Below are 26,453 nucleotides of genomic sequence, written 5' to 3'. Positions count from 1 at the left end.
GGGAGAAGGGAAGCCTTCTCCCGATCGGTTATCAGGGAGTGAAAACGTGATGTCTCATTTGAACTACAACCATCTCTACTACTTCTGGCATGTCTACAAGCAGGGATCCGTCGTGGGAGCCGCTGAGGCGCTCTACCTGACGCCGCAGACCATCACCGGGCAAATCAAGGCTCTGGAAGAGCGCCTGCAGGGAAAACTGTTCAAGCGGAAAGGGCGCGGGATTGAGCCGAGCGAGCTGGGCGAGCTGGTTTTCCGCTACGCGGACAAAATGTTCACCCTAAGCCAGGAGATGCTGGATATCGTCAACTACCGCAAAGAGTCCAACCTGCTGTTTGACGTGGGCGTGGCGGATGCGCTGTCAAAACGGCTGGTAAGCGGCGTGCTGGATGCGGCGGTAGTGGAAGATGAGCAGATTCATTTGCGCTGCTTCGAATCCACTCACGAGATGCTGCTGGAACAGCTGAGCCAGCACAAGCTGGATATGATTATCTCGGACTGCCCGATCGACTCCACGCAGCAGGAAGGGCTGTTCTCGGTGAAAATTGGCGAGTGCGGCGTCAGCTTCTGGTGCATTAATCCGCCGCCGGAAAAACCGTTCCCGGCCTGTCTGGAAGAGCGCCGCCTGCTGGTGCCGGGAAGACGCTCCATGCTCGGGCGTAAGCTGCTGAACTGGTTTAACTCGCAGGGGCTGAACGTGGAAATCCTCGGCGAGTTCGACGATGCCGCGCTGATGAAAGCCTTCGGCGAGGCGCACAACGCTATCTTCGTTGCCCCGACGCTGTACGCACACGATCTCTATTCAGACGATAAGATTACGGAGATTGGCAGAGTGGATAACGTGATGGAGGAGTATCACGCCATATTCGCCGAAAGGATGATTCAGCATCCGGCGGTGCAGCGTATCTGCAACCGTGACTACTCGGCGCTGTTTACGCCGCCGGCGTTCTGAAGACATAAAAAAACCCGCGTTAAGCGGGTTCTTTCAAACAAGCAACAACAAGTAGCGATTAAGCCAGTTTGTTGATCTGCGCGGTCAGGTTTGCTTTATGACGCGCTGCTTTGTTTTTGTGGATCAGACCTTTAGCAGCCTGACGATCCACGATTGGTTGCATTTCGTTAAATGCGTTCTGCGCTGCAGCTTTGTCGCCAGCTTCGATTGCTGCGTATACTTTCTTGATGAAAGTACGCATCATAGAGCGACGGCTTGCATTGTGCTTACGAGCCTTTTCAGACTGAACGGCACGTTTCTTAGCTGATTTGATATTAGCCAAGGTCCAACTCCCAAATATGATCTATGTGGACAATTCAAAGGCCGAGGAATATGCCCTCTATACCTTCTTTTGTCAATGGATTTGTGCAAATAAGCGCCGTTAATATGGCGACGCTACGTTACGTAGTGATGGCGCAGGATTCTACCAGCTTGTCGTTCGTGAATACAGCTTTTCGGCGTAAAAATCGCAGTTCGCGGGCAGATTTTTTTGCTGTGAAAGGTCAGCGCGATGAAATCATACGGCTTTCTGTTTAGCGTGAACAATCGCCGGTTAACCTTAACCGCTGTACAAGGTATACTTTGGCGATTTTCACTGTCTTGAGCCAGTCATGAAGCTGATACGCGGCATACATAATCTCAGTCAAGCCCCGCACGGGTGCGTGCTGACCATTGGTAATTTCGACGGCGTGCATCGTGGGCATCAGGCGCTGCTGCAGGGATTGCGTAAAGAAGGCGAGGCGCGTGGCCTGCCCGTCGTGGTGATGATTTTCGAACCGCAGCCGCTGGAGCTGTTTGCAGGCGAAAAATCACCCGCACGCCTGACCCGTCTGCGCGAGAAGTTACGCTATCTGGCAGAGTCAGGTGTGGACTACGTCCTGTGCGTACGATTCGATCGTCGCTTTGCCGCACTGACCGCACAAAACTTTGTCAGCGACCTGTTGGTCAGACAGCTTGGCGTGCAGTTTCTCGCCGTGGGCGATGATTTCCGCTTTGGCGCTGGTCGTCAGGGCGATTTCTTGTTATTACAGAAGGCTGGCCTGGAGTACGGATTTGACGTCACCAGTACGATGACCTTCTGCGAGGGCGGCGTTCGCGTCAGCAGCACGGCGGTACGCCAGGCGCTGGCGAATGATGAACTGGATACGGCAGAAACGCTGCTGGGCCATCCGTTCACGATTTCAGGCCGTGTGGTTCATGGCGATGCGCTGGGCCGCACGATAGGTTTCCCGACGGCGAATATACCGCTGCGCCGTCAGGTCTCCCCGGTGAAAGGGGTGTATGCGGTGGAAGTGGCAGGACTGGGCGATAAGCCTTTCTACGGTGTCGCCAACATTGGCACACGTCCAACGGTTGCCGGTGTACGTCAACAGTTAGAAGTACACCTGCTGGACGTTGTAATGGACCTCTACGGTCGCCATATAGATGTGATACTGCGTAAAAAAATACGCAACGAGCAGCGATTCGCTTCGCTGGATGAACTTAAGGCGCAAATCGCGCGAGATGAATTAACGGCCCGCGAGTTTTTTGGGCTTTAGAACCGGCTTAACTGCCTACGTGATAAATACGGAACCGAGAATCTGATGAGTGACTATAAATCAACCCTGAATTTGCCGGAAACAGGGTTCCCGATGCGCGGCGATCTCGCCAAGCGCGAACCGGGAATGCTGGCGCGTTGGACCGATGATGATCTGTACGGCATCATTCGTGCAGCCAAAAAAGGCAAAAAAACCTTCATTCTGCATGATGGCCCTCCATATGCGAATGGCAGCATTCATATTGGTCACTCTGTAAACAAGATTCTGAAAGACATTATCGTGAAGTCCAAAGGGCTCGCGGGATATGACTCGCCTTACGTTCCGGGCTGGGACTGCCACGGTCTGCCAATCGAGCTGAAGGTGGAACAAGAGTTTGGCAAGCCGGGTGAGAAGTTCACCGCCGCAGAGTTCCGCGCGAAGTGCCGCGAATACGCAGCCACCCAGGTTGACGGCCAGCGCGCGGACTTTATCCGTCTGGGCGTGCTGGGCGACTGGTCGCACCCGTACCTGACCATGGACTTCAAAACCGAAGCCAACATCATCCGTGCGCTGGGCAAAATCATCGGTAACGGACACCTGCACAAAGGTGCGAAGCCGGTGCACTGGTGCGTGGACTGCCGTTCTGCCCTGGCAGAAGCGGAAGTTGAGTATTACGACAAAACCTCGCCTTCAATCGACGTGGCCTTCGAAGCGGTCGATCAGGATGCGATCAAAGGTAAATTCGGCCTGCCTGGCGTAAACGGCCCGATCTCTCTTGTTATCTGGACCACCACCCCGTGGACCCTGCCGGCGAACCGTGCCATCTCCCTGTCCGCTGAGTTCGAATACGCGCTGGTGCAGGTTGAAGGTCGTGCGCTGATTCTGGCGAAAGATCTGGTTGAAAGCGTGCTGAAACGCGCGAACATCACCGACTACGCCGTGCTGGGCACCGTGAAAGGTGACGCGCTGGAACTGATGCGCTTTAAACATCCGTTCCTGGACTTCGACGTTCCGGCGATCCTGGGCGACCACGTCACGCTGGACGCGGGTACCGGTGCGGTACATACCGCCGGTGGCCACGGCCCTGACGACTACAACATCAGCCTGAAATACGGTCTGGAAATCGCTAACCCGGTTGGTCCGGACGGTTCATACCTGCCAGGTACTTACCCGGCGCTGGACGGTATCAACGTCTTCAAGGCGAACGACATCATCGTTGAGATGCTGCGTGAGCGCGGCGCGCTGCTGCACGTTGAGAAAATGCAGCACAGCTATCCGTGCTGCTGGCGTCACAAGTCGCCGATCATCTTCCGCGCTACGCCGCAGTGGTTCGTGAGCATGGATCAGAAGGGCCTGCGCGAGCAGTCTCTGAAGGAGATCAAGGGCGTGCAGTGGATCCCGGACTGGGGGCAGGCGCGTATTGAATCCATGGTGGCTAACCGTCCTGACTGGTGTATCTCCCGTCAGCGTACCTGGGGCGTGCCGATGTCTCTGTTCGTGCATAAAGAGACGCAGGAACTGCATCCAAACACGCTGGAGCTGATGGAAGAAGTGGCGAAGCGCGTCGAAATCGACGGCATTCAGGCGTGGTGGGATCTCGACGCCCGCGACATCCTGGGCGCGGACGCGGATAACTACGAGAAAGTACCCGATACCCTGGACGTATGGTTTGACTCCGGTTCAACCCACGCCTCCGTGGTTGACGTGCGCCCTGAGTTCGCCGGTCACGCTGCCGACATGTATCTGGAAGGGTCCGACCAACACCGCGGCTGGTTCATGTCATCCCTGATGATCTCCACCGCCATGAAGGGCAAAGCGCCTTACCGTCAGGTTCTGACCCACGGCTTCACCGTTGATGGCCAGGGCCGCAAGATGTCCAAGTCCATCGGTAACACCGTTTCTCCGCAGGACGTGATGAACAAGCTGGGCGCAGATATTCTGCGTCTGTGGGTGGCGTCTACCGACTACACCGGCGAAATGGCGGTGTCTGACGAGATCCTGAAGCGTGCTGCCGACAGCTATCGTCGTATCCGTAACACCGCGCGCTTCCTGCTGGCAAACCTGAACGGTTTCGATCCGGTGAAAGACATGGTGAAGCCGGAAGAGATGGTGGTGCTGGATCGCTGGGCGGTCGGCTGCGCGAAAGCGGCGCAGGAAGACATCGTTAAGGCATATGAGTCTTACGATTTCCATGAAGTGGTGCAGCGCCTGATGCGCTTCTGCTCCATCGAGATGGGCTCGTTCTACCTCGACATCATCAAAGACCGCCAGTACACCGCGAAAGCGGACAGCGTGGCGCGCCGTAGCTGCCAGTCTGCGCTGTACCATATCGCAGAAGCGCTGGTGCGCTGGATGGCGCCGATCATGTCCTTCACCGCAGATGAAATCTGGGGCTACCTGCCAGGCGACCGCGAGAAGTATGTCTTCACCGGCGAGTGGTACGAAGGTCTGTTCGATCTCTCCAGCACCGAAGCGATGAACGACGCCTTCTGGGACGAGCTGCTGAAGGTGCGTGGCGAAGTGAACAAGGTTATCGAGCAGGCGCGAGCTGACAAGAAAGTCGGCGGCTCCCTGGAAGCGGCAGTGACCCTGTACGCCGAACCGGAGCTGGCGGCAAAACTGACGGCGCTGGGCGATGAATTACGATTTGTCCTGTTGACCTCCGGTGCGAAAGTTGCGGATTATGCCGATGCTTCTGCTGATGCTCAGCAGAGCGAACTGCTCAAAGGACTGAAGGTCGCGCTGAGCAAAGCCGACGGTGAGAAATGCCCGCGTTGCTGGCATTACACTACCGATGTCGGTCAGGTGGCGGAACACGCAGACATCTGCGGACGCTGTGTAAGCAACGTCGCCGGTGACGGCGAAAAACGTAAGTTTGCCTGATGAGTAAAACTCTCTGTTCAACAGGACTGCGCTGGCTGTGGCTGGTTGTGGTGGTGCTGATTATCGATCTGGGCAGCAAGTTCCTGATCCTGCAGAATTTCGCTCTGGGGGATACGGTTCCGCTGTTCCCGTCGCTTAACCTGCACTATGCACGTAACTACGGCGCGGCGTTTAGTTTCCTTGCTGACAGCGGTGGCTGGCAGCGCTGGTTCTTCGCAGGTATCGCAATGGGTATCTGCGTCGTGCTGGCGGTGCTGATGTACCGCTCGAAGGCAACACAAAAGCTGAATAATATCGCCTATGCGCTGATCATTGGTGGCGCACTGGGCAACCTGTTTGACCGCCTGTGGCACGGCTTTGTGGTCGACATGATCGACTTCTACGTCGGCAACTGGCACTTCGCGACCTTTAACCTCGCCGATAGCGCAATTTGTATCGGTGCGGCGTTAATCGTGCTGGAAGGCTTCTTGCCTAAACCGGCGGCGAAAGAGCAGGCGTAACAAACCTGCCCGGCGGCGCTACGTCTGCACCAGCCTGCGGTTATCGCAGGTCAGGCAAGCGTAGCGCCGCCGGGCGAAAACCAGCGAGCAATTTGCATGTCTAAATCCGTACAGAGCAACAGCGCACTCCTCGTTCACTTCACGCTGAAGCTGGACGATGGCTCCACTGCTGAGTCCACCCGCAACAACGGTAAACCCGCGCTGTTTCGCCTGGGCGACACCTCCCTCTCTGAAGGGCTGGAGCAACAGCTTCTCGGCCTGAAAGAGGGTGAAAAAAAGGCGTTCTCGCTGGAGCCGGATGCGGCATTCGGCGTACCAAGCCCGGACCTGATTCAGTACTTTTCGCGTCGTGAGTTTATGGACGCGGGCGAACCGGAAATCGGGGCGATTATGCTCTTCACCGCTATGGACGGCAGCGAAATGCCTGGCGTGATCCGCGAAATCAACGGCGACTCGATTACCGTTGACTTCAACCATCCGCTTGCCGGGCGTACCGTTCATTTTGATGTAGAAGTGCTGGAGATCGATCCGGCACTGGAGGCCTGAAATGCAGATCCTGTTGGCTAACCCGCGCGGCTTCTGCGCCGGTGTAGACCGCGCTATCAGCATTGTTGAAAACGCGCTGGAGATTTACGGCGCGCCGATTTACGTGCGTCATGAAGTGGTGCATAACCGCTACGTGGTCGACAGCCTGCGCGAGCGCGGGGCGATCTTCATCGAGCAAATCAGCGAAGTGCCGGACGGCGCTATCCTGATCTTCTCCGCGCACGGCGTGTCACAGGCAGTGCGTAACGAAGCCAAAAGCCGCGATCTGACCGTATTCGACGCTACCTGTCCGCTGGTGACGAAAGTGCATATGGAAGTGGCGCGCGCCAGCCGTCGTGGTGAAGAGTCGATCCTGATTGGTCACGCCGGTCACCCGGAAGTCGAAGGCACGATGGGCCAGTACAGCAACCCGGAAGGGGGGATGTACCTGGTTGAATCGCCGGAAGATGTCCTGACGCTCAACGTGAAAAACGAAGGCCGCCTGTCGTTCATGACGCAGACCACGCTTTCGGTTGATGATACGTCGGACGTGATTGACGCGCTGCGCCAGCGTTTTCCGAAAATCGTCGGGCCGCGTAAAGATGATATCTGCTACGCAACCACTAACCGTCAGGAAGCGGTGCGTGCGCTGGCTGAACAGGCCGACGTGGTGCTGGTGGTCGGCTCGAAAAACTCCTCTAACTCCAACCGCCTGGCCGAACTGGCACAGCGGATGGGCAAGGCGGCGTTCCTGATCGACGACGCGACGGACATCCAGGAAGCGTGGGTGAAAAACGCGGCCTGCGTTGGCGTCACCGCCGGGGCTTCCGCGCCGGATATCCTCGTGCAGAACGTGATTGTCCGCCTGCAGGAGCTGGGCGGTGGTGAAGCCGTTCCGCTGGAAGGCCGGGAAGAGAATATTGTCTTCGAAGTCCCGAAAGAGCTGCGTATCGACGCGCGTGAAGTGGAATAAGCTTTAAAAAATGCCAGTCATCAGGTGACTGGCATTTTTTCATTCAGATAGTTAATCATAGCCCGCATTCTGGCTGGCATATGCTTGTTACGCGTCCACAGCAGCCATAGCTCACCTGAATAGCTGCCGATGAAATTCCACTCCGGCAGAACCTGCACAATTTCCCCATTTTCAAGCGCCTCACGCGCCGTAAACAGCGGTAAGCTTCCGATACCAACATGACGTTTAACCGCGTCAAGCCGCACGCCCGTGTGGTTAGCCGCGTAGCGACCGTGCGTCTGTACCACCTCCGTTTTCCCCTGCAGCGTAAATTTCCAGCGTGAATCGGCCGGGGTTTCACCGAGCGAAATACAGCTATGCGCCAGGAGGTCCTGCGGATGCTGAGGCGTGCCCGCGCGACGAAGGTATTCTGGCGTAGCGCAAATAATATGGCTTACCGGCATCAGCGGTTTTCCGTACAGGCCTGGAGAAGGTGAGTTGGTGATCCGTAAGGCCAGATCGACACCATCATCGATCAGATCCATGTAGCGATCTTCCAGGCGCAGGCAGACGTCTATTTGCGGATAGCGCTCCAGAAAGGCGGGTATCAGCGGATGGATCACAAACCTTCCCACCGCTTTCGGCACGCTCAATGTGAGCTTTCCCTGCGCGATGGTTTGCAGACTGCTGCCGGAATCTAATGCCTGCTGTGCTGCTTCCAGCATCTCCAGTGCATGTTCATAAACGGATTTTCCGGTTTCGGTAAGTGCCAGCTTGCGCGTGGTGCGGTTCAGTAACTTACATGCCATCTCCTTTTCCAGGCGTGAAACACAGCGGCTGATCGCCGAGGGGGTCGCGCCCGCAATGCGGGCCGCGGTTGAAAAATTACCGTGTTCAACGATGGAAACGAAGGTGGCGAGATCGGGAAGCAGTGCAGGTTTCATTTGTGCATACCAGGCAAGAGTGTATTGTTTGAAAGGCAGATTATCTATGCGTAAGTAATGAATATACTGTCAGGGTACAGAGGAGAACAACCATGACAGAACGACTTTATTACGCCAGTGACGCGACAGAAGCCCGGGTGAAGGCGATCCGCTGCACTGAAGAAGCTGATGGCCGCTACGCCGTCGAGCTGGATCAGACGCTTTTCCATCCGCAGGGAGGAGGGCAGCCAGCCGATCGGGGCTTAATCGCGGGGATCGCCGTGGAGGGCGTGAGCCTGCGGGGGGAGCAGCTCGTTCATATTCTGGCTAAACCGCTGGCGCCAGGGGAGGTGGAGATTCAGGTCGATAAAAGCGCGCGCGTGCGTCACTCCCGCTGGCACAGCGCGGGCCATTTGATTGGCTATGCCGGCGAGCGATTTGGCTGGCAACCGGTAAAAGCCCACCACTGGCCGGGTGAAGGCCGGATTACCTTTACGGCCAGGGAGCAGCAGGCCTCAGTGCCTGATGCCGGCTCCCTGATCGCCCTCATCAACGGCTGGAAGGCCGACAATCTGCGTTGTTATACCGAAACGGAAGCGGGCAGACGCACGGTGCGCTTCGGCGATCTCCCGGCCTACTCGTGCGGCGGAACGCACGTTACCCAGCTGGCGGAAATCGGTGAAATGCAGATCTCGGGGATGAAAATAAAAAAAGGACAGCTGGTGGTCACTTACGCCCTCAACGAGCAGGCGTAGCCGGAGTGTGATTAACCCGACAGAGCGGGAGGCTTCACAGGAGGGGAAGCGGTAAATCTGGTAAGCTTGTCGTGTTGTTCTCCTCGGGCCGGAGATAAACATGAAACCTCACATTATTCTACTTACCGCATACCGCCTGTTAGCCTCTGAACGTCACCTCCAGGTACGGGAGGTCAGCCATGCTTAACGTTGGGCTGGATATGACCATCACGCATCGGCCGTTGGGCTTTAGCTACGGAGGCGACGTCACTGGCCCAATGCCGGAGATCCGAACGCTGGATCAGATCCGACCGTCGCTGCGCAATCCGGACTGCGAAGGGCCAGAGCAGGTGTATGCCATCGCGATGGACGTGGCGCGCCAGGCGGACAGGCCGGAGCTCGAAAAGCGGATGCTGCTGTTTGGCGTGGTCACCTGCGCCGCAGGCACGCTCGGCGATGAGCCGGTTCGCAGCCAGGGGCACGTTCACCGTATCAGCCAGCACAGCGGCTGGTGGTGCGGGAATCATGCGGTTTTCGCTGACGATCATGTCTTTCACTGATATCTCTCCCTGTTTATCATTAAATTCTAATTATTGGCGTTTTCAGTGGCACCCTTTGCGAAGGCTGGTTAATCTGAAAACGGTTTACATCATTTTAACGTAAGAGAATAACTATGCATGATGCACAGATCCGCGTCGCCATTGCGGGCGCGGGTGGACGTATGGGCCGCCAGCTGATTCAGGCGGCACTACAGATGGACGGCGTGGCGCTGGGCGCGGCGCTGGAGCGTGAAGGTTCATCCCTGCTGGGTGCCGATGCGGGTGAGCTGGCCGGCACGGGCAGGACGGGCGTAACCGTTCAGAGCAGCCTTGACGCGGTGAAGGATGATTTTGATGTGTTTATCGATTTTACCCGTCCGGAAGGCACGCTGGCGCATCTGGCATTTTGTCGGCAGCACGGTAAAGGCATGGTCATCGGCACCACGGGTTTTGACGATGCCGGTAAACAGGCCATTCAGGATGCGTCAAACGAGATTGCTATCGTCTTCGCCGCGAACTTCAGCGTAGGCGTTAACGTCATGCTGAAGCTGCTGGAGAAAGCGGCGAAGGTGATGGGCGACTATACCGACATTGAGATTATTGAAGCGCATCACCGTCATAAAGTTGATGCCCCTTCGGGCACGGCGCTGGCGATGGGCGAAGCGATTGCTCATGCCATGGATAAAGATTTGAAAGCGTGCGCGGTTTACACCCGTGAAGGCCATACCGGTGAACGCGTGCCGGGTACTATTGGTTTTGCTACCGTGCGTGCCGGGGATATCGTCGGCGAACATACGGCGATGTTCGCCGATATTGGCGAGCGCGTAGAGATCACCCATAAAGCCTCCAGCCGCATGACGTTTGCCAACGGTGCGGTTCGCTCCGCTTTGTGGCTGAAATCCAAAGAACACGGTCTTTTTGATATGCGAGATGTCCTCGATCTCAATAATTTGTAAGCGTTATTACCCATCGTGATGTGGTTATTGCAGTCGTAATGTATTGATTGCATAGGGCAATAATTTATTGCCCTCTTATTTTTCCTGTTTAAGATGAAATAAATCACATAATCGCTATAAGCTTCCATCTTCTCTCCGTTTTGTGTGAAATGAATGTAAATTTTGACCATCTGGTCCACTTTTTAATGCTCTCATTTCAAAAATCTCATTAAACCTGCCGCGCAAGCGTTTTCCAGAATGATTTGCATGATCTTTTTGCCCGTTAAAACGTATTTCAGCAGCCAGGGCTGCAAAAGAATAAGCAAAAAAGCCGTTTTGAGTTGACTTTTACCCGGCAAATCCCCAGAATGCCGCCGTTTGCCAAAAATCCGCTGGCAACACATTTGCATTGATTCATGACGTGGTTATGAATTAATATGCAAATAAAGTGAGTGAATATTCTCTGGAGGGTGTTTTGATTAAGTCAGCGCTATTGGTTCTGGAAGACGGAACCCAGTTTATCGGTCGGGCCATAGGGGCAACGGGTTCGGCGGTTGGGGAAGTCGTTTTCAATACTTCAATGACCGGTTATCAAGAAATCCTCACTGATCCTTCCTATTCTCGCCAAATCGTTACTCTTACTTATCCTCATATCGGCAATGTCGGCACCAATGCTGCTGACGACGAATCTTCTCAGGTACACGCGCAGGGTCTGGTCATTCGCGACCTGCCGCTGATTGCCAGCAACTTCCGCAATACCGAAGATCTCTCTTCCTGGCTGAAGCGCCATAACATCGTGGCGATTGCCGATATCGATACCCGTAAGTTAACGCGTCTGCTGCGCGAGAAGGGTGCCCAGAACGGCTGCATCATCGCGGGTGATAACCTCGATGCGACGCTGGCGCTGGAAAAAGCGAAAGCCTTCCCTGGCCTGAACGGCATGGACCTGGCGAAAGAAGTGACCACGGCGGAAGCCTACAGCTGGGCGCAGGGGAGCTGGACGCTGGAAGGCGACCTGCCGGAAGCGAAAAAAGAGAGCGAGCTGCCGTTCCACGTGGTGGCCTACGATTTCGGTGCCAAGCGCAACATCCTGCGCATGCTGGTTGACCGCGGCTGCCGCCTGACGGTGGTGCCGGCGCAAACGTCCGCTGAAGACGTGCTGAAGATGAACCCGGACGGCATTTTCCTCTCAAACGGTCCTGGCGATCCGGCGCCGTGCGATTACGCCATCGCCGCCATCAAGTCCTTCCTCGAAACCGATATTCCGGTATTCGGCATCTGCCTCGGCCATCAGCTGCTGGCGCTGGCGAGCGGTGCGAATACCCTCAAGATGAAGTTCGGCCACCACGGTGGCAACCACCCGGTTAAAGATATCGACAACAACACGGTGATGATTACCGCGCAGAACCACGGTTTCGCCGTAGACGAAGCGTCAATGCCGGCTACCCTGCGCGTAACGCACAAATCGCTGTTCGATGGCACCCTGCAGGGTATTCATCGTACCGATAAGCCAGCGTTCAGCTTCCAGGGCCACCCGGAAGCCAGCCCGGGCCCGCACGACGCCGCGCCGCTGTTCGATCACTTTATCGAACTTATCGAGCAATACCGTAAGACCGCTAAATAATCAGGAGCCGAAAAGACCATGCCAAAACGTACAGACATAAAAAGCATCCTGATCCTTGGCGCTGGCCCGATTGTCATCGGCCAGGCCTGTGAATTTGACTACTCCGGCGCGCAGGCGTGTAAAGCCCTGCGTGAAGAGGGTTACCGCGTTATCCTGGTCAACTCTAACCCGGCCACCATCATGACCGACCCGGAAATGGCCGATGCGACCTACATCGAGCCAATTCACTGGGAAGTGGTGCGTAAAATCATTGAGAAAGAGCGTCCGGACGCGGTGCTGCCGACCATGGGCGGCCAGACGGCGCTGAACTGTGCGCTGGAGCTGGAGCGTCAGGGCGTGCTGGAAGAGTTCGGCGTGACCATGATTGGTGCAACCGCCGACGCGATTGATAAAGCAGAAGACCGTCGCCGCTTCGACGTGGCGATGAAAAAAATCGGCCTCGACACCGCGCGTTCCGGCATCGCGCACAACATGGAAGAAGCGCTGGCCGTTGCGGCTGAAGTTGGCTATCCGTGCATCATCCGTCCTTCCTTCACCATGGGCGGCACCGGCGGCGGTATCGCCTACAACCGCGAAGAGTTCGAAGAGATTTGCGAGCGCGGGCTGGATCTCTCCCCAACCAAAGAGCTGCTGATTGATGAATCGCTGATTGGCTGGAAAGAGTACGAGATGGAGGTGGTGCGTGATAAAAACGACAACTGCATCATCGTCTGCTCCATCGAAAACTTCGATGCGATGGGGATCCACACCGGCGACTCCATCACCGTTGCGCCAGCGCAAACGCTGACCGACAAAGAGTATCAAATCATGCGTAACGCCTCGATGGCGGTACTGCGTGAAATCGGCGTAGAAACCGGTGGCTCTAACGTGCAGTTCTCGGTGAACCCGAAAACCGGCCGTCTGATTGTTATCGAAATGAACCCGCGCGTGTCCCGCTCCTCCGCGCTGGCCTCTAAAGCGACCGGCTTCCCGATTGCGAAAGTGGCGGCGAAACTGGCGGTCGGTTACACCCTCGACGAGCTGATGAACGACATCACCGGTGGCCGCACGCCTGCGTCCTTCGAACCGTCCATCGACTACGTTGTGACCAAAATTCCACGCTTCAACTTCGAGAAGTTCGCAGGCGCGAACGACCGTCTGACCACCCAGATGAAGTCCGTGGGTGAAGTCATGGCGATTGGCCGCACGCAGCAGGAATCCCTGCAGAAAGCGCTGCGCGGCCTCGAAGTGGGCGCGACCGGCTTCGATCCGAAAGTCAGCCTGGACGACCCGGAAGCGCTGACCAAAATTCGCCGCGAGCTGAAAGACGCGGGCGCAGAGCGTATCTGGTACATCGCCGATGCCTTCCGCGCGGGTCTGTCCGTTGACGGCGTATTCAACCTGACCAACATCGACCGCTGGTTCCTGGTGCAGATTGAAGAGCTGGTGCGTCTGGAAGAGAAAGTCGCGGAGCTGGGCATCAACGGCCTGGACGCTGACTTCCTACGCGTGCTGAAGCGTAAAGGCTTCGCCGACGCGCGTCTGGCTAAGCTGGCGGGCGTGCGTGAAGCGGAAATCCGCAAGCTGCGCGACCAGTATGACCTGCACCCGGTTTACAAGCGCGTGGATACCTGTGCGGCTGAGTTCTCCACCGACACCGCCTATATGTACTCCACCTATGAAGAAGAGTGCGAGGCGAACCCTTCCGTCGACCGCGACAAGATTATGGTACTGGGCGGCGGTCCAAACCGTATCGGCCAGGGCATTGAGTTCGACTACTGCTGCGTACACGCCTCGCTGGCGCTGCGCGAAGACGGTTACGAGACCATTATGGTCAACTGTAACCCGGAAACCGTGTCTACCGACTACGACACGTCTGACCGCCTCTACTTCGAGCCGGTAACCCTGGAAGACGTGCTGGAAATCGTGCGCATCGAGAAGCCGAAAGGCGTTATCGTGCAGTACGGCGGCCAGACTCCGCTGAAGCTGGCGCGCGCGCTGGAAGCGGCAGGCGTGCCGGTTATCGGCACCAGCCCGGATGCCATTGACCGTGCGGAAGACCGCGAGCGTTTCCAGCAGGCGGTTGACCGTCTGAAGCTGAAGCAGCCGGCGAACGCCACCGTAACGGCCATTGAAATGGCAGTTGAGAAGGCGAAAGAGATTGGTTACCCGCTGGTGGTACGTCCTTCCTACGTGCTGGGCGGCCGCGCGATGGAAATTGTCTATGACGAAGCCGACCTGCGCCGCTACTTCCAGACGGCGGTAAGCGTCTCCAACGATGCGCCGGTGCTGCTTGACCGTTTCCTCGACGACGCGGTTGAAGTGGACGTTGACGCCATCTGCGACGGCGAAATGGTGCTGATTGGCGGCATTATGGAGCATATCGAGCAGGCGGGCGTTCACTCCGGTGACTCTGCATGTTCTCTGCCAGCGTACACCCTGAGCCAGGAAATTCAGGACGTGATGCGCCAGCAGGTTCAGAAGCTGGCCTTTGAGCTGCAGGTACGCGGCCTGATGAACGTCCAGTTTGCGGTGAAAGACAACGAAGTCTACCTGATTGAAGTGAACCCGCGCGCGGCGCGTACCGTTCCGTTCGTCTCCAAAGCAACCGGCATCCCGCTGGCCAAGGTTGCGGCGCGCGTGATGGCGGGCCAGACGCTGGCTCAGCAGGGCGTGACCAAAGAAATCATCCCGCCGTACTACTCGGTGAAAGAAGTGGTGCTGCCGTTCAACAAATTCCCGGGCGTTGACCCGCTGCTGGGGCCAGAAATGCGCTCTACCGGGGAAGTAATGGGCGTAGGCCGCACCTTCGCAGAAGCGTTCGCCAAGGCGCAGCTTGGCAGTAGCTCCACCATGAGAAAATCGGGCCGTGCGCTGCTCTCCGTTCGCGAAGGCGATAAAGAGCGCGTGGTTGACCTGGCCGCCAAGCTGCTGAAACAGGGCTTCGAGCTGGATGCAACCCACGGTACGGCGATTGTGCTGGGCGAAGCGGGAATCAACCCGCGTCTGGTTAACAAGGTGCATGAAGGTCGTCCGCACATTCAGGACCGCATCAAGAATGGCGAATACACCTACATCATTAATACCACTGCGGGCCGCCAGGCGATTGAAGACTCCAAGCTGATTCGCCGCAGCGCGCTGCAGTACAAAGTGCATTACGACACCACCCTGAACGGCGGTTTCGCAACGGCCATGGCGCTGAATGCGGATGCCACCGAGAAGGTCATTTCGGTGCAGGAAATGCACGCCCAGATTAACAAGTAAGACAAATTGCCCGGCACCGTTCGGTTGCCGGGCTCTGTTTCCATCTTCGGAACCTTCTGGTTTTTCATCCGCTTTCAGTCAGTTAGCCTAAAATGGTTAGGTCGATAACGAAATTCAACTGAGAGCAGGGGAAAACACCATGCAAAATAAACTACTGATCGCTTCCATTCTGGCTGCCACTGCAATGTTCACCGTAGCGGGCTGTTCGTCCAATCAGGCCGTCAAAACCACCGATGGCAAAACCATTGTCACTGACGGGAAGCCGCAGGTGGATGACGATACCGGTCTGGTGTCGTACAAAAACGCCGAAACGGGCCAAACTGAGCAGATTAACCGTGACCAGGTTAAATCCATGGGTGAGCTGGATAACTAAAAAAAAGCAGTGGCGAATGCCACTGCTTTTTTGCTTCATGCTGACAGATTACCAGCGGTGGTTTAACAGGATATGACCACCGTAAGCGGCGTAGCTGTTTTCACCCCACTCGCCGCTGGCGCGCAGAGAGATGGTCGTCGTTTCGTTCAGGTTGCCGGTGACGCCCAGCTCTAACTGACCGCGATCTTCCGGCGTATCGTTGCTGACGGTCTCGTCGTTAAACGCAAGGTCGTTCTGACCCGCACCTTTCAGCCAGTTAACCGCCACGTATGGCTGCCACGCCTTAACGTCCTTCTGCTGGAAGTAGCTGGATTTCACACCCAGACGACCAAAGACGCTGTCATTGTCCAGCGTGGTTACGCGTACGCCGTCGCGATCGGTGTGATTTTCCTGATCGAGATAGCTGTAGATCACCTGCGCCTGCGGCTCGATCTTCCAGGTACGTTCGTTTTCAGACGGGATAACCCACGCGTGGCCGACCTCAACAGACGCGGCAAAACCTTCGCTGTTGTAGTCTTCATCATTGCGGTTGCTGGTCACTTTGTTGTTGTACCAGCTGTAGGCGGCCCAGGTATCAATGTAGCTGCCCAGACGTAACTTCTGATCTTCCTGCCAGGTGGCGTAGAGCCCAACGTTGAAGCCATCGACCTTACCCTGTGCGTCACGCACGTTGTGTTTCGCATCCGAGTGGGTCTTCGCCTGGCCTGCACCGAACATGCCGCCGGCATGCAGGATACCGCTATCCATTGGCTTGCTCAGGAAATCGCTGCCGACTTGCAGAACGGTGGTCGTAGTGTCGTAGCTGACTTTGTCGCCACCGGCATCGTTCTCGTGATAGCGACCCTTAACGTACATCCAGGTGTTCAGATCGTCTTCATTGCGGAAGGTAAGCTGGTCGCGATCGTCGCGCTTATGCAGGAACATGCTTTGTGCGGCGAGGTAGTTGCCTAAGTAAGCCCCTACTTCAGGCGCCATCACTTCCGGGGCATTGCTGCCGCCGTTGTCGGTATTGTCACCCTTGTCGCTGTTATCGCCGCCGTCTGTATTGCCGCCACCGTCGTTATTTCCGCCGTCATCGGTATTGCCACCACCGTCGGTATTACCGCCACCATCAGCGTTACCACCGTCATCGGTATTATCACCGCCATCGGTGTTATCCCCGCCGTCAGAAGGCTCATCAGAAGGTGTCGCCTTTGATTCCAGGTACCAGTTGCCGTCGTCGTGCTGATAAAGGTTGTATTCATAAGCGCCGGCAACAACCGGTGCAGCCAGGGTCAGCTGGGCTTCGGAGCTGCCGCCTACGCTTACAATTTCCATACCGTTAACGGTTTGCGCGCCTGCGCCACCAATATTGGTAATGCGTACGCCGGACTGACCGAAGCTGCTGCCGGTAATGGTGAGGTGGTCGGTTGGCGCATCATCTTCACCCAGAGTGCTGTTCATCACAATCTGGCTGCCGTCAGAACCGGTGTAGTCGCCGTTAATCGTGAAATCATTGCCAACGCTACGATCGGCCGCGCTGAGCAGCAGCGTGCCGCCGTTCGTCACGTTGCCGTTCACCGTATCAACTCCGGCATCCCTTAGCGTTGAGTTACCCGCAATCGCATTCCACGCTGCCAGCGTACCGCCGGTAAGAACGGCGACGTTGTTGTTAACTTCGCCTGCGGTGGCAAAGGTTGCACCGTTTTCCACGGTGACGGTGGCGTTGCTGCCTTTGACGCCGAGCGTTGCTCCGGCGGAGACCAGCGTGGTGCCGCCGTGCAGGACCGTATTTCCTGTGTAGCTGTTGTTACCCGTCAGCGTCAGGGTGTTGGAATCCGCTTTCTCTACGTTACCGCTGCCGGTCATGCTGGTGGCGAAGGTGAAATCGCTGCCCTGATTGAAAATGACGGTACCGTTGTTTTCCAGACCACCGCTAAGGCTGGCGGTATTTTTACCATCGCCTAAACGTAACGTGCTGTCGTTTGCAACCAGGGTATTACCGCTATTAGAGACGGCACCCGCTAGCGTTAAATCACCGCTATTCACCTGCAGAGAATCATCGGTACCGATAATGTCGAGATCGCCCGTAAGCGTCCAGTTCTCACCGTTCATTTTGACGCTGGCAAAGCCCTCGCCTTCATTTAGCCCAACGAAGTTACTGTCTTCCGTACCGGTGCCGATCAGGGTCAGGGTGTTCCCTGTTGAATTTGTGGAAATAACGTCACCGACGAGGGAGGAGCCAGTATTAAGAACAAGGGTGTTATTTTTATCGCTGGCAAACAGAATGGCGGCTGAATCGCCGCTAATGGTTCCGCTATTCGTGATGTCGACTTTTGCAGTGTTTTTTACATGAATGCCGTACTGGGTTCCCTGCACGGTGCCGCTGTTTAAAATTTTGGTATTGCCGTCGCTAAACGTACTGGCGTCACCGTTTGTTCCGATAATTGTTCCGCTGTTATTTATGCCAATACCAATCTGAGAATTCAGGCCTGTTTTACCCTTGATCACTCCACTGCTTGTATTGGTAATGTTTAACGCGGAGGAGCTTTCGCTGACAAAAATGCCATTTTCGGCGCCAATTATGCTCCCGCTATTATTAAAATCACCGAGCAATGACTGAATATTTACTGCATTCTTTGTAGTGGAGGAAATGGTCGCACCGCTGTCATTATTAATAACGACGCGTTGTGCGCCAGTATTAACATCCATGCCATTTCCGGTACCGGAAATATTCCCCTGGTTAGTGGCTTTGGTGACGGTAAAACCTGATACGGTCACGGCCGCTTCACTACCGGCGGAGGTAATTGTGACGTCTTTATTGATAACGTATTCAGCATCGTCTGAAAAGGTTTGCGGAACAGACGTTGATTGTTCAATAGTTGCAGAAAACGCAACTGCTGGGGTGCATATCAACAAGGCAGGAAATATCTTTCCAAGACTTTGGGTTGTATTATTTAATGTGAAGAATTTGTTGCTCATGTACACATCCATTTGAGTGAGAAGGAACATCAGGTAACGTGGGTGAAAATGTATATTGACCGCGTTAAAGAGTGAGCTCAAAAAACAGAGCATAAAATTATTAATTTTTCAAGGGTTTATGTACAGGTTGATTTGTTAAATAATGAGTTAAGACAATCTAAAAATATCGGTTAATTATATGAGTTATTGATTCTATTTTATGGGGTGAATTTATTTAGTGCGTCGTTTTCTTACTTTCGCGCCAGCAAAATGGCATGGCGGCGTCGATTGCCAAAAATTGCGTTTTGCTTTAATGCGCTCGTTAACCCCTTTCAGTCGGGAAGGTAACTGTCTACACTCACTGCTACAAGAATAGAAGAAGACAGGCCCATTCATGATTCTGATAATTTACGCGCATCCTTATCCGCACCATTCGCATGCGAATAAACGGATGCTTGAACAGGTAAGGACGCTTGATAACGTAGAGATACGTTCCCTCTATCAACTTTATCCCGACTTTAATATCGATGTCGCCGCCGAACAGGAGGCGCTCTCCCGTGCCGATCTGATTATCTGGCAGCATCCCATGCAGTGGTACAGCGTGCCCCCGCTCCTGAAGCTGTGGATCGATAAAGTCTTTTCTCACGGCTGGGCGTATGGTCATAACGGCAATGCGCTAAAAGGGAAAAGCCTGATGTGGGCGGTCACTACCGGCGGTGGTGAAAGCCATTTTTCTGTCGGCGCGTTTCCGGGGTTTGACGTGCTGGCACAGCCGCTACAGGCGACGTCCCTCTACTGTGGCCTGAACTGGCTCCCGCCTTTTGCCATGCACTGCACGTTTGTCTGCGACGATGAAACGCTCCAGGCGCAGGCTCGACATTATAAACAACGCTTACTTGAGTGGCAGGAGACGCATCATGGATAGCCATACGCTAATACAGGCGCTGATTTACCTCGGCGCGGCGGCGCTGATTGTGCCCGTGGCGGTACGCCTGGGGCTGGGCTCGGTTCTCGGCTATCTGATTGCTGGCTGCGTCATCGGGCCGTGGGGTTTTCGTCTGGTCACGGATGCAGAAGCGATTCTCCATTTCGCTGAAATTGGCGTTGTGCTGATGCTGTTTGTGATTGGCCTGGAGCTCGATCCGCAGCGCCTGTGGAAACTGCGCGCCTCGGTATTTGGAGGCGGCGCTCTGCAAATGCTGGCCTGCGGTCTGCTGCTCGGCGGGTTCTGCATTCTGCTGGGCATGGAGTGGAAAGTCGCGGAGCTTATCGGCATGACGCTGGCGCTCTCCTCAACGGCAATTGCCATGCAGGCAATGAACGAGCGTAACCTGACGGTGACGCAAATGGGCCGTAGCGCCTTCTCCGTGCTGCTGTTCCAGGATATTGCCGCAATCCCGCTGGTGGCGATGATCCCGCTGCTGGCAGCCAGCGGCGCCTCGACGACGATGGGGGCGTTTGCCCTTTCGGCGCTGAAGGTGGTCGGCGCGCTGGCGCTGGTTATTCTGCTGGGGCGTTACGTAACGCGGCCGCTGCTGCGCTTTGTGGCGCGCTCCGGCCTGCGCGAGGTGTTCAGCGCCGTGGCGCTATTCCTGGTGTTTGGCTTTGGCCTGCTGCTGGAAGAGGCCGGGCTGTCGATGGCGATGGGGGCCTTCCTCGCCGGGGTGTTACTGGCTAGCTCCGAATACCGCCATGCGCTGGAAAGCGATATCGAGCCGTTTAAAGGGCTGCTGCTGGGGCTGTTTTTCATCGGCGTCGGGATGTCAATCGACTTCGGTACGCTGGTGACGCATCCCCTGCGGATCATCATTCTGCTGGTGGGCTTCCTGGTCATAAAAATGGGTATGCTGTGGCTTATTGCCCGCCCGTTGAACGTGCCAAAGCCGCAGCGCCGCTGGTTTGCCGTGCTGCTGGGGCAGGGGAGTGAATTTGCGTTCGTGGTCTTTGGTGCCGCGCAGATGGCCAACGTACTCGATCCGGAATGGGCAAAAGCGCTGACGCTGGCGGTTGCGCTGTCGATGGCCGCAACGCCGGTCCTGCTGGTCCTGCTGACGCGTCTGGAAAAAACCGGCAGCGAACAGGAGCGCGAAGCCGATGAGATCGATGAAGAGCAGCCGCGGGTCATTATTGCCGGATTCGGCCGCTTCGGACAGATTACCGGCCGTTTACTGCTCTCCAGCGGTGTGAAAATGGTTATCCTCGATCACGATCCCGACCATGTTGATACGCTGCGTAAATTCGACATGAAGGTCTTTTACGGCGATGCGACCCGCGTCGACCTGCTCGAGTCGGCGGGGGCGGCAAAGGCTGAAGTGCTGATTAACGCCATCGACGATCCGCAGGCCAGCATGCAGCTGGTAGAGCTTGTCAAAGAGCACTTCCCGCATCTGACTATCATCTCGCGCGCGCGCGATGTGGATCATTACATCCAGCTGCGCCAGGCAGGGGTGGCCGCGCCAGAGCGTGAAACCTTCGAAGGTGCGCTCAAGTCTGGCCGCATGGCGCTGGAAAGCCTGGGGCTTGGCGCGTATGAAGCGCGTGAACGTGCCGATCTGTTCCGTCGTTTTAATACTGACATGGTGGAAGAGATGGTGGCGATGGCCAGCAGTACGGCATCCGAGCGTGCGGCGGTATTTAAGCGCACCAGCACCATGCTGACGGAGATTATTAACGAGGATCGTAATCACCTGTCGCTGGTACAGCGTCACGGCTGGCAAGGGACGGAAGAGGGCAAGCATACCGGCGATCCTGCCGATGAACCGGAGAGTAAACCGTCTGCGTGAAGAGGAGTTGCCAGCAATATTAAAAAATTTCTGATTCTTTACCCTGCCGCCAGTCGACGAAAGATTAAGCTTTCCGTATAGTGGCGGCAATTTTTTGCATCCGGGAAATTTTCAATGATCAGTCTGATTGCAGCACTGGCGGTAGACCGCGTTATCGGTATGGAAAACGCCATGCCGTGGAACCTGCCTGCCGATCTCGCATGGTTTAAACGTACTACGTTAAACAAGCCGGTAGTGATGGGCCGCCTGACCTGGGAGTCGATTGGTCGTCCATTGCCGGGCCGTAAGAATATCGTTATCAGTAGCCAGGCGGGCACTGACGATCGCGTTCAGTGGGTTAAGTCCGTTGATGAAGCGATTGCCGCCTGCGGTGATGCCGAAGAGATCATGGTGATCGGCGGCGGACGCGTGTATGAGCAGTTCCTGCCGAAAGCGCAGAAGCTGTATCTGACCCATATTGATGCCGAAGTGGAAGGGGATACCCATTTCCCGGATTACGATCCGGACGAGTGGGAATCAGTGTTCAGCGAATTTCACGACGCGGATGCGCAGAACTCACACAGCTACTGCTTCGAAATTCTGGAGCGTCGTTAAGCGATAGTTCCCCTCACCCCTGGCTGGGGTGAGGGGAAGCGGATTATTCAGGAGGCAACGGCCTCGCCTTCTCCCAGATCCAGCTGTCGGTTGGACGGCTGCACAAAATAACGTTTATCTTCCCAGCGTAAGCAGGTTAGATCCCCGCCCCAGCAGCATCCGGTGTCCAGCGCATATATATTTTCCGGCGTACCTTTCCCCTCCAGCGATGCCCAGTGCCCGAACACAATACTGTATTCATCAGCCACGGGGCCCGGGATGGCAAACCACGGCTTAAGCGGCGCAGGCGCATTTTCCGGCGTGTCTTTGCAATACATATCCAGCTGTCCGTTCGGGAAACAGTAGCGCATCCGCGTAAACGCGTTGGTGATAAAACGCAGCCGCGCCAGACCGCTGAGATCCTCGCTCCAGTTGTTCGGCATATCGCCGTACATGGCATCAAGGAAGAACGGGTAGGAGTCGCTCGCCAGAACCGCTTCAGCGTCGCGCGCGCAGATTTTTGCCGTCTCAAGATCCCACTGAGGCGTGATGCCGGCATGGGCCATCACCAGCTTTTTCTCTTCATCAATCTGGAGCAGCGGCTGGCGGCGCAGCCAGTTAAGCAATTCGTCCGCATCCGGCGCCTCCAGCAGAGGGGTAACGCGATCTTTCGGCTTATTGCGGCTGATCCCGGCGTAAACGGCAAGCAGATGAAGATCGTGGTTACCCAGCACCAGCCGCACGCTGTCGCCCAGAGATTTAACATAGCGAAGGACGTCGAGGGAGCCGGGGCCGCGTGCCACTAAATCGCCCGTTAACCAGAGCGTGTCCTGCGCCGGGGTAAAGTCGACCTGCTTTAATAATGCGATCAGTTCATCGTAGCAACCGTGAACGTCGCCAATCAGATATGTAGCCATTAGATTAATGAATAAGTGTAGGAACGGCGAGACGGAACACAGGAATGGCAATGCGGAAGGCATTACCGTCGGCATCGACCATTTCGTAATGGCCCTGCATGGTACCCAGCGGCGTCTCAATCACCGCGCCGCTGGTGTACTGATACTCTTCGCCAGGGGCGATATGAGGTTGTTCACCGACCACACCTTCGCCCTGGACTTCAATTTCACGGCCATTGCCGTTGGTGATAAGCCAGTAGCGCCCGAGCAGCTGCACAGGCATCCGCCCCAGATTGCGAATGGTTACGGTATAAGCAAAGACAAAACGTTCTTCATCCGGTGTGGATTGGGACTCAATGTAGACGCTTTGAACCTGAACACAGACGCGGGGCGAATCAATCATGGCTTAGCTCTCCTTCGGCGGCGCATTGTCGCTGATGTAATTAGCCAGCTTGCAGTACTGCTCTACGGAAATGTTCTCCGCTCGCATTGCCGGGTCGATGCCCAACTCAGCTAACACTTCAACGGTAAACAGATTGCCAAGGCTGTTACGAATCGTTTTCCGGCGCTGGTTAAAGGCTTCCGTGGTGATGCGGCTCAGCACGCGCAGGTCTTTCACCGGGTACGGCATCGTTTTATGCGGCACCAGGCGCACAACCGCAGAATCCACTTTTGGTGGTGGCGTAAACGCGGAAGGCGGTACTTCTAATACCGGGATCACGTTGCAGTAATACTGCGCCATCACGCTTAAACGACCATACGCTTTACTGTTCGGGCCTGCAACCAGACGGTTAACGACCTCTTTTTGCAACATGAAGTGCATGTCGGCAATGGCATCAGTATAGCTAAACAGATGGAACATCAGCGGGGTGGAGATATTGTACGGCAGGTTACCGAACACGCGCAGCGGCTGGCCCATTTTTTCTGACAGTTCGCCAAAGTTCATGGTCATCGCATCTTGCTGATAGATCGTCAGCTTTGGCCCCAGGAATGGGTGCGTTTGCAGACGCGCGGCCAGATCGCGGTCGAGTTCGATAACGGTCAGTTCGTCCAGACGTTCGCCTACCGGCTCGGTCAGCGCGGCAAGACCCGGGCCGATTTCGACCATGGCCTGGCCTTTCTGCGGATTAATGGCAGAGACGATACTGTCGATCACAAACTGATCGTTTAAAAAGTTTTGCCCGAAGCGTTTACGGGCTAAGTGGCCCTGATGGACTCGATTAGTCATTGAGTATTAACAATCATTTTGATGGCGAGATTAAGCGCCGTAATAAAACTGCCGACATCCGCTTCTCCCCGGCCTGCCAGATCCAGCGCAGTACCGTGGTCAACGGACGTTCGAATAAAGGGTAAACCGAGGGTGATATTCACACCGCGGCCAAAGCCCTGGTATTTTAGCACGGGCAGGCCCTGATCGTGGTACATCGCGAGCACGGCGTCGGCATTATCCAGGTATTTGGGCTGGAAAAGGGTGTCGGCAGGCAGTGGCCCGCTGAGGTTCATTCCCTTCGCCCGCATTTCCTCGAGCACCGGAATGATGGTGTCGATCTCTTCGGTTCCCATATGTCCGCCTTCGCCCGCGTGCGGATTCAGGCCGCAGACGAGGACATGGGGCTGCGGGATGCCGAATTTGGTTTGCAAATCGTGATGCAGAATCCCAATAATTTCGCGCAGAAGTTCAGGCGTAATGGCGTCCGGAATCGCTTTGATGGGCAGGTGAGTCGTCACCAGGGCTACGCGCATTTCTTCGGTTGCCAGCATCATCACCACTTTCGGGCTGTGCGAGCGCTCTTCGAAAAATTCGGTATGCCCGGTAAACGGAATGCCCGCGTCGTTGATAACCCCTTTGTGCACCGGTCCGGTGATCAGAGCGGCAAATTCACCGTTCAGACAGCCGTCACAGGCGCGCGCCAGCGTCTCGACAACGTAGTGGCCGTTTCCAGGGTTTAACTCACCGGGAACAGCCGGGGCGCGAAGCGGAACCGAAAGCAGGGTGAGGGTACCCGCCTGCTGCGGTGCAGGCTGTTGGCCTTCGACGTAGGGGATAAGCGTTAAGGGCAGACCGAGCAACGTCGCCCGGTCCTGTAACAGTGTTGCATCGGCGCAGACAACCAGCTCTACCGGCCAGCTGCGCTGGGCAAGCTGGACGACAAGATCAGGCCCAATCCCGGCGGGTTCGCCGGGGGTGATCGCCACACGATGCGGTTTCATCAGTTGCTCAGCACTTTCACATAAGCGCTGGCGCGCTGTTCCTGCATCCATGTTGCCGCTTCTTCAGAGAACTTACGGTTAAACAGCATGCGATAAGCGCGGTCTTTCTGCGCCGCATCGGTTTTATCCACGTTGCGGGTATCCATCAGTTCAATCAGATGCCAGCCGAAGGAGGAGTGCACAGGGGCGCTCATTTGGCCTTTATTCAGCTTCATCAACGCGTCGCGGAAAGCCGGATCGTAAATATCGGCAGCCGCCCAACCGAGATCGCCGCCCTGGTTAGCTGAGCCAGGATCCTGGGAGAACTCTTTTGCCGCCTTGTCAAAGCTGGTTTTACCGCTCCTGATGTCAGCTGCAATCTGCTCCAGCTTCGCACGGGCCTGATCGTCAGTCATGATCGGCGATGGCTTAAGCAGAATATGACGCGCGTGAACTTCGGTGACGGAAATGCTCTGGCTCTGGCCGCGCAGGTCGTTCACCTTCAGGATGTGGAAGCCAACACCGGAACGGATTGGACCGACGATGTCGCCTTTCTTCGCCGTGCTCAGCGCCTGAGCAAACAGGGATGGCAGCTCCTGAATGCGGCCCCAGCCCATCTGGCCGCCTTTCAGCGCCTGCTGGTCAGCAGAATACGTGATTGCCAGCTTACCGAAGTCATCACCGTTGCGCGCCTGTTCCACGATAGCGCGTGCCTGGCTTTCCGCCTCAGCAGCCTGATCGGAGGTTGGGTTTTCCGGGAGCGGGATCAGGATGTGGCTCAGGTTCAGCTCGGTGCTGGCGTCGTTCTGATTACCCACCTGTTTTGCCAGCGCATCCACTTCCTGAGGCAGGATGGTGACGCGGCGGCGAACTTCGTTGTTACGCACTTCGGAAATCAGCATCTCTTTGCGGATCTGATTACGGTAGGTGGCGTAGCTGATGCCGTCGTAGGCCAGGCGGCTACGCATCTGATCCAGGGTAATGTTGTTCTGCTTAGCAATGTTTGCGATCGCCTGATCGAGCTGCTCGTCAGAGATCTTCACGCCCATTTTCTGGCCCATCTGCAGGACAATCTGATCCATGATCAGACGTTCCAGGATCTGGTGGCGCAGCGTAGCGTCATCCGGAAGTTGCTGACCTGCTTCACCCGAGTTGAGCTTTACAGATTTCATCAAACCGTCAACGTCACTTTCAAGCACGACGCCGTTGTTAACCACGGCCGCGACTTTATCGACAACCTGTGGGGCCGCGAAGCTGGTATTCGCAACCATAGCGACACCGAGTAGCAGCGTTTTCCAGTTCTTCATACTTTTTCCATTTCAATTAACCGCAAAG

General features: G+C 56.0%; 22 protein-coding genes and 2 pseudogenes. 16 read left to right on the top strand and 8 right to left on the bottom strand.

Annotation, left to right across the window (positions count from 1 at the left end; translation table 11 throughout):
* Positions 1-49 precede the first annotated feature (49 nt).
* Positions 50-949, top strand: a complete 900-nt coding sequence (gene nhaR, locus OWK27_RS12885) for a transcriptional activator NhaR (RefSeq protein WP_080328999.1) — start codon at positions 50-52, stop codon at positions 947-949.
* Between the two features lie 58 nt (positions 950-1,007).
* Here the strand turns inward: nhaR and rpsT are convergent, their stop codons facing one another.
* Entirely contained in the window at positions 1,008-1,271 is a 264-nt protein-coding gene (gene rpsT, locus OWK27_RS12880) for a 30S ribosomal protein S20 (protein WP_003856458.1), read from the bottom strand.
* Positions 1,272-1,386: 115 nt separating this feature from the next.
* Between rpsT and OWK27_RS12875 the strand changes: the two are divergent.
* The 6 genes and pseudogenes from OWK27_RS12875 to ispH form a co-directional block, all read left to right on the top strand.
* Positions 1,387-1,592: pseudogene (locus OWK27_RS12875) on the top strand (DUF2575 domain-containing protein); the annotation flags it as partial.
* Between the two features lie 7 nt (positions 1,593-1,599).
* A complete protein-coding gene (gene ribF / locus OWK27_RS12870) occupies positions 1,600-2,526 on the top strand; it encodes a bifunctional riboflavin kinase/FAD synthetase (RefSeq protein ID WP_148420037.1) in 927 nt (308 codons plus the stop codon).
* A gap of 45 nt (positions 2,527-2,571) precedes the next feature.
* The gene (ileS, locus tag OWK27_RS12865; RefSeq protein ID WP_148420038.1) at positions 2,572-5,388 is read left to right on the top strand and encodes an isoleucine--tRNA ligase; all 2,817 of its coding nucleotides are present in this window, start codon (positions 2,572-2,574) and stop codon (positions 5,386-5,388) included.
* A complete protein-coding gene (gene lspA, locus OWK27_RS12860; RefSeq protein WP_063867426.1) occupies positions 5,388-5,888 on the top strand; it encodes a signal peptidase II in 501 nt (166 codons plus the stop codon). The genes ileS and lspA overlap by 1 nt, the downstream gene beginning before the upstream one ends.
* Before the next feature lie 96 nt (positions 5,889-5,984).
* A complete protein-coding gene (fkpB, locus tag OWK27_RS12855) occupies positions 5,985-6,434 on the top strand; it encodes an FKBP-type peptidyl-prolyl cis-trans isomerase (RefSeq protein WP_148420039.1) in 450 nt (149 codons plus the stop codon).
* 1 nt (position 6,435) lies between these two features.
* A complete protein-coding gene (ispH, locus tag OWK27_RS12850) occupies positions 6,436-7,386 on the top strand; it encodes a 4-hydroxy-3-methylbut-2-enyl diphosphate reductase (protein WP_148420040.1) in 951 nt (316 codons plus the stop codon).
* A gap of 20 nt (positions 7,387-7,406) precedes the next feature.
* Here ispH and OWK27_RS12845 read toward each other — a convergent pair whose 3' ends face one another.
* On the bottom strand, positions 7,407-8,309 hold the full coding sequence (locus OWK27_RS12845) for a LysR family transcriptional regulator (protein ID WP_267590512.1): 903 nt from the start codon (positions 8,307-8,309) through the stop codon (positions 7,407-7,409).
* A gap of 92 nt (positions 8,310-8,401) precedes the next feature.
* On the opposite strand from OWK27_RS12845, the gene OWK27_RS12840 reads away from it, so the two are divergent.
* From OWK27_RS12840 to OWK27_RS12815, 6 genes and pseudogenes are all read left to right on the top strand, one after another.
* On the top strand, positions 8,402-9,043 hold the full coding sequence (locus OWK27_RS12840) for an alanyl-tRNA editing protein (RefSeq protein ID WP_267590511.1): 642 nt from the start codon (positions 8,402-8,404) through the stop codon (positions 9,041-9,043).
* A 179-nt stretch (positions 9,044-9,222) separates the two neighbouring features.
* Positions 9,223-9,573, top strand: a pseudogene (locus tag OWK27_RS12835) (glucose-6-phosphate isomerase); the annotation flags it as partial.
* Between the two features lie 122 nt (positions 9,574-9,695).
* Positions 9,696-10,517 (top strand): 4-hydroxy-tetrahydrodipicolinate reductase, encoded by an 822-nt coding sequence (gene dapB, locus OWK27_RS12830; protein WP_267590510.1) that lies wholly within the window; start codon positions 9,696-9,698, stop codon positions 10,515-10,517.
* A 454-nt stretch (positions 10,518-10,971) separates the two neighbouring features.
* Positions 10,972-12,120, top strand: coding sequence for a glutamine-hydrolyzing carbamoyl-phosphate synthase small subunit (gene carA, locus OWK27_RS12825; protein WP_267590509.1), 1,149 nt, complete (start codon positions 10,972-10,974; stop codon positions 12,118-12,120).
* Positions 12,121-12,138: 18 nt separating this feature from the next.
* Positions 12,139-15,363, top strand: a complete 3,225-nt coding sequence (gene carB / locus OWK27_RS12820) for a carbamoyl-phosphate synthase large subunit (RefSeq protein WP_193354755.1) — start codon at positions 12,139-12,141, stop codon at positions 15,361-15,363.
* Positions 15,364-15,502: 139 nt separating this feature from the next.
* Positions 15,503-15,736: a YgdI/YgdR family lipoprotein gene (locus OWK27_RS12815; RefSeq protein WP_248038389.1), complete on the top strand. Its 234-nt coding sequence runs from the start codon at positions 15,503-15,505 to the stop codon at positions 15,734-15,736.
* Positions 15,737-15,784: 48 nt separating this feature from the next.
* Here OWK27_RS12815 and OWK27_RS12810 read toward each other — a convergent pair whose 3' ends face one another.
* On the bottom strand, positions 15,785-18,697 hold the full coding sequence (locus tag OWK27_RS12810; protein WP_267590508.1) for an autotransporter outer membrane beta-barrel domain-containing protein: 2,913 nt from the start codon (positions 18,695-18,697) through the stop codon (positions 15,785-15,787).
* Positions 18,698-19,070: 373 nt separating this feature from the next.
* On the opposite strand from OWK27_RS12810, the gene kefF reads away from it, so the two are divergent.
* The 3 genes from kefF (at position 19,071) to folA (ending at position 22,053) form a co-directional block, all read left to right on the top strand.
* Entirely contained in the window at positions 19,071-19,601 is a 531-nt protein-coding gene (gene kefF / locus OWK27_RS12805) for a glutathione-regulated potassium-efflux system oxidoreductase KefF (protein ID WP_267590507.1), read from the top strand.
* On the top strand, positions 19,594-21,459 hold the full coding sequence (gene kefC / locus OWK27_RS12800) for a glutathione-regulated potassium-efflux system protein KefC (RefSeq protein ID WP_267590506.1): 1,866 nt from the start codon (positions 19,594-19,596) through the stop codon (positions 21,457-21,459). The genes kefF and kefC overlap by 8 nt, the downstream gene beginning before the upstream one ends.
* 114 nt (positions 21,460-21,573) lie before the next feature.
* The gene (gene folA, locus OWK27_RS12795; protein WP_148420048.1) at positions 21,574-22,053 is read left to right on the top strand and encodes a type 3 dihydrofolate reductase; all 480 of its coding nucleotides are present in this window, start codon (positions 21,574-21,576) and stop codon (positions 22,051-22,053) included.
* 47 nt (positions 22,054-22,100) lie between these two features.
* Here the strand turns inward: folA and apaH are convergent, their stop codons facing one another.
* The 5 genes from apaH to surA are packed head-to-tail and all read right to left on the bottom strand — an operon-like array spanning position 22,101 to position 26,425.
* The gene (gene apaH / locus OWK27_RS12790) at positions 22,101-22,949 is read right to left on the bottom strand and encodes a bis(5'-nucleosyl)-tetraphosphatase (symmetrical) ApaH (protein ID WP_176608730.1); all 849 of its coding nucleotides are present in this window, start codon (positions 22,947-22,949) and stop codon (positions 22,101-22,103) included.
* Between the two features lie 4 nt (positions 22,950-22,953).
* On the bottom strand, positions 22,954-23,331 hold the full coding sequence (apaG, locus tag OWK27_RS12785; protein WP_003856425.1) for a Co2+/Mg2+ efflux protein ApaG: 378 nt from the start codon (positions 23,329-23,331) through the stop codon (positions 22,954-22,956).
* A gap of 3 nt (positions 23,332-23,334) precedes the next feature.
* The gene (rsmA, locus tag OWK27_RS12780) at positions 23,335-24,156 is read right to left on the bottom strand and encodes a 16S rRNA (adenine(1518)-N(6)/adenine(1519)-N(6))-dimethyltransferase RsmA (RefSeq protein ID WP_148420050.1); all 822 of its coding nucleotides are present in this window, start codon (positions 24,154-24,156) and stop codon (positions 23,335-23,337) included.
* Positions 24,153-25,139 (bottom strand): 4-hydroxythreonine-4-phosphate dehydrogenase PdxA, encoded by a 987-nt coding sequence (pdxA, locus tag OWK27_RS12775; protein ID WP_420712956.1) that lies wholly within the window; start codon positions 25,137-25,139, stop codon positions 24,153-24,155. The genes rsmA and pdxA overlap by 4 nt, the downstream gene beginning before the upstream one ends.
* On the bottom strand, positions 25,139-26,425 hold the full coding sequence (gene surA, locus OWK27_RS12770) for a peptidylprolyl isomerase SurA (protein WP_148420052.1): 1,287 nt from the start codon (positions 26,423-26,425) through the stop codon (positions 25,139-25,141). Before surA ends, pdxA begins: the two co-directional genes overlap by 1 nt.
* Between the last annotated feature and the right edge of the window lie 28 nt (positions 26,426-26,453).

Source organism: Enterobacter cloacae complex sp. 2022EL-00788 (genome assembly GCF_026627565.1).
Classification (GTDB): domain Bacteria; phylum Pseudomonadota; class Gammaproteobacteria; order Enterobacterales; family Enterobacteriaceae; genus Enterobacter; species Enterobacter pasteurii.
This window is presented reverse-complemented; position numbering and strand designations above follow the sequence as displayed.

Coding starts and splice junctions, on each gene's coding strand:
- lspA (WP_063867426.1), top strand. CDS start 5,388: ATGAGTAAAACTCTCTGTTCAACAGGACTGCGCTGGCTGTGGCTGGTT.
- apaG (WP_003856425.1), bottom strand. CDS start 23,331: ATGATTGATTCGCCCCGCGTCTGTGTTCAGGTTCAAAGCGTCTACATT.
- kefF (WP_267590507.1), top strand. CDS start 19,071: ATGATTCTGATAATTTACGCGCATCCTTATCCGCACCATTCGCATGCG.
- fkpB (WP_148420039.1), top strand. CDS start 5,985: ATGTCTAAATCCGTACAGAGCAACAGCGCACTCCTCGTTCACTTCACG.
- surA (WP_148420052.1), bottom strand. CDS start 26,425: ATGAAGAACTGGAAAACGCTGCTACTCGGTGTCGCTATGGTTGCGAAT.
- OWK27_RS12845 (WP_267590512.1), bottom strand. CDS start 8,309: ATGAAACCTGCACTGCTTCCCGATCTCGCCACCTTCGTTTCCATCGTT.
- carB (WP_193354755.1), top strand. CDS start 12,139: ATGCCAAAACGTACAGACATAAAAAGCATCCTGATCCTTGGCGCTGGC.
- OWK27_RS12815 (WP_248038389.1), top strand. CDS start 15,503: ATGCAAAATAAACTACTGATCGCTTCCATTCTGGCTGCCACTGCAATG.
- rsmA (WP_148420050.1), bottom strand. CDS start 24,156: ATGACTAATCGAGTCCATCAGGGCCACTTAGCCCGTAAACGCTTCGGG.
- OWK27_RS12840 (WP_267590511.1), top strand. CDS start 8,402: ATGACAGAACGACTTTATTACGCCAGTGACGCGACAGAAGCCCGGGTG.
- apaH (WP_176608730.1), bottom strand. CDS start 22,949: ATGGCTACATATCTGATTGGCGACGTTCACGGTTGCTACGATGAACTG.
- dapB (WP_267590510.1), top strand. CDS start 9,696: ATGCATGATGCACAGATCCGCGTCGCCATTGCGGGCGCGGGTGGACGT.
- ispH (WP_148420040.1), top strand. CDS start 6,436: ATGCAGATCCTGTTGGCTAACCCGCGCGGCTTCTGCGCCGGTGTAGAC.
- kefC (WP_267590506.1), top strand. CDS start 19,594: ATGGATAGCCATACGCTAATACAGGCGCTGATTTACCTCGGCGCGGCG.
- pdxA (WP_420712956.1), bottom strand. CDS start 25,139: ATGAAACCGCATCGTGTGGCGATCACCCCCGGCGAACCCGCCGGGATT.
- nhaR (WP_080328999.1), top strand. CDS start 50: ATGTCTCATTTGAACTACAACCATCTCTACTACTTCTGGCATGTCTAC.
- OWK27_RS12810 (WP_267590508.1), bottom strand. CDS start 18,697: ATGAGCAACAAATTCTTCACATTAAATAATACAACCCAAAGTCTTGGA.
- ileS (WP_148420038.1), top strand. CDS start 2,572: ATGAGTGACTATAAATCAACCCTGAATTTGCCGGAAACAGGGTTCCCG.
- folA (WP_148420048.1), top strand. CDS start 21,574: ATGATCAGTCTGATTGCAGCACTGGCGGTAGACCGCGTTATCGGTATG.
- ribF (WP_148420037.1), top strand. CDS start 1,600: ATGAAGCTGATACGCGGCATACATAATCTCAGTCAAGCCCCGCACGGG.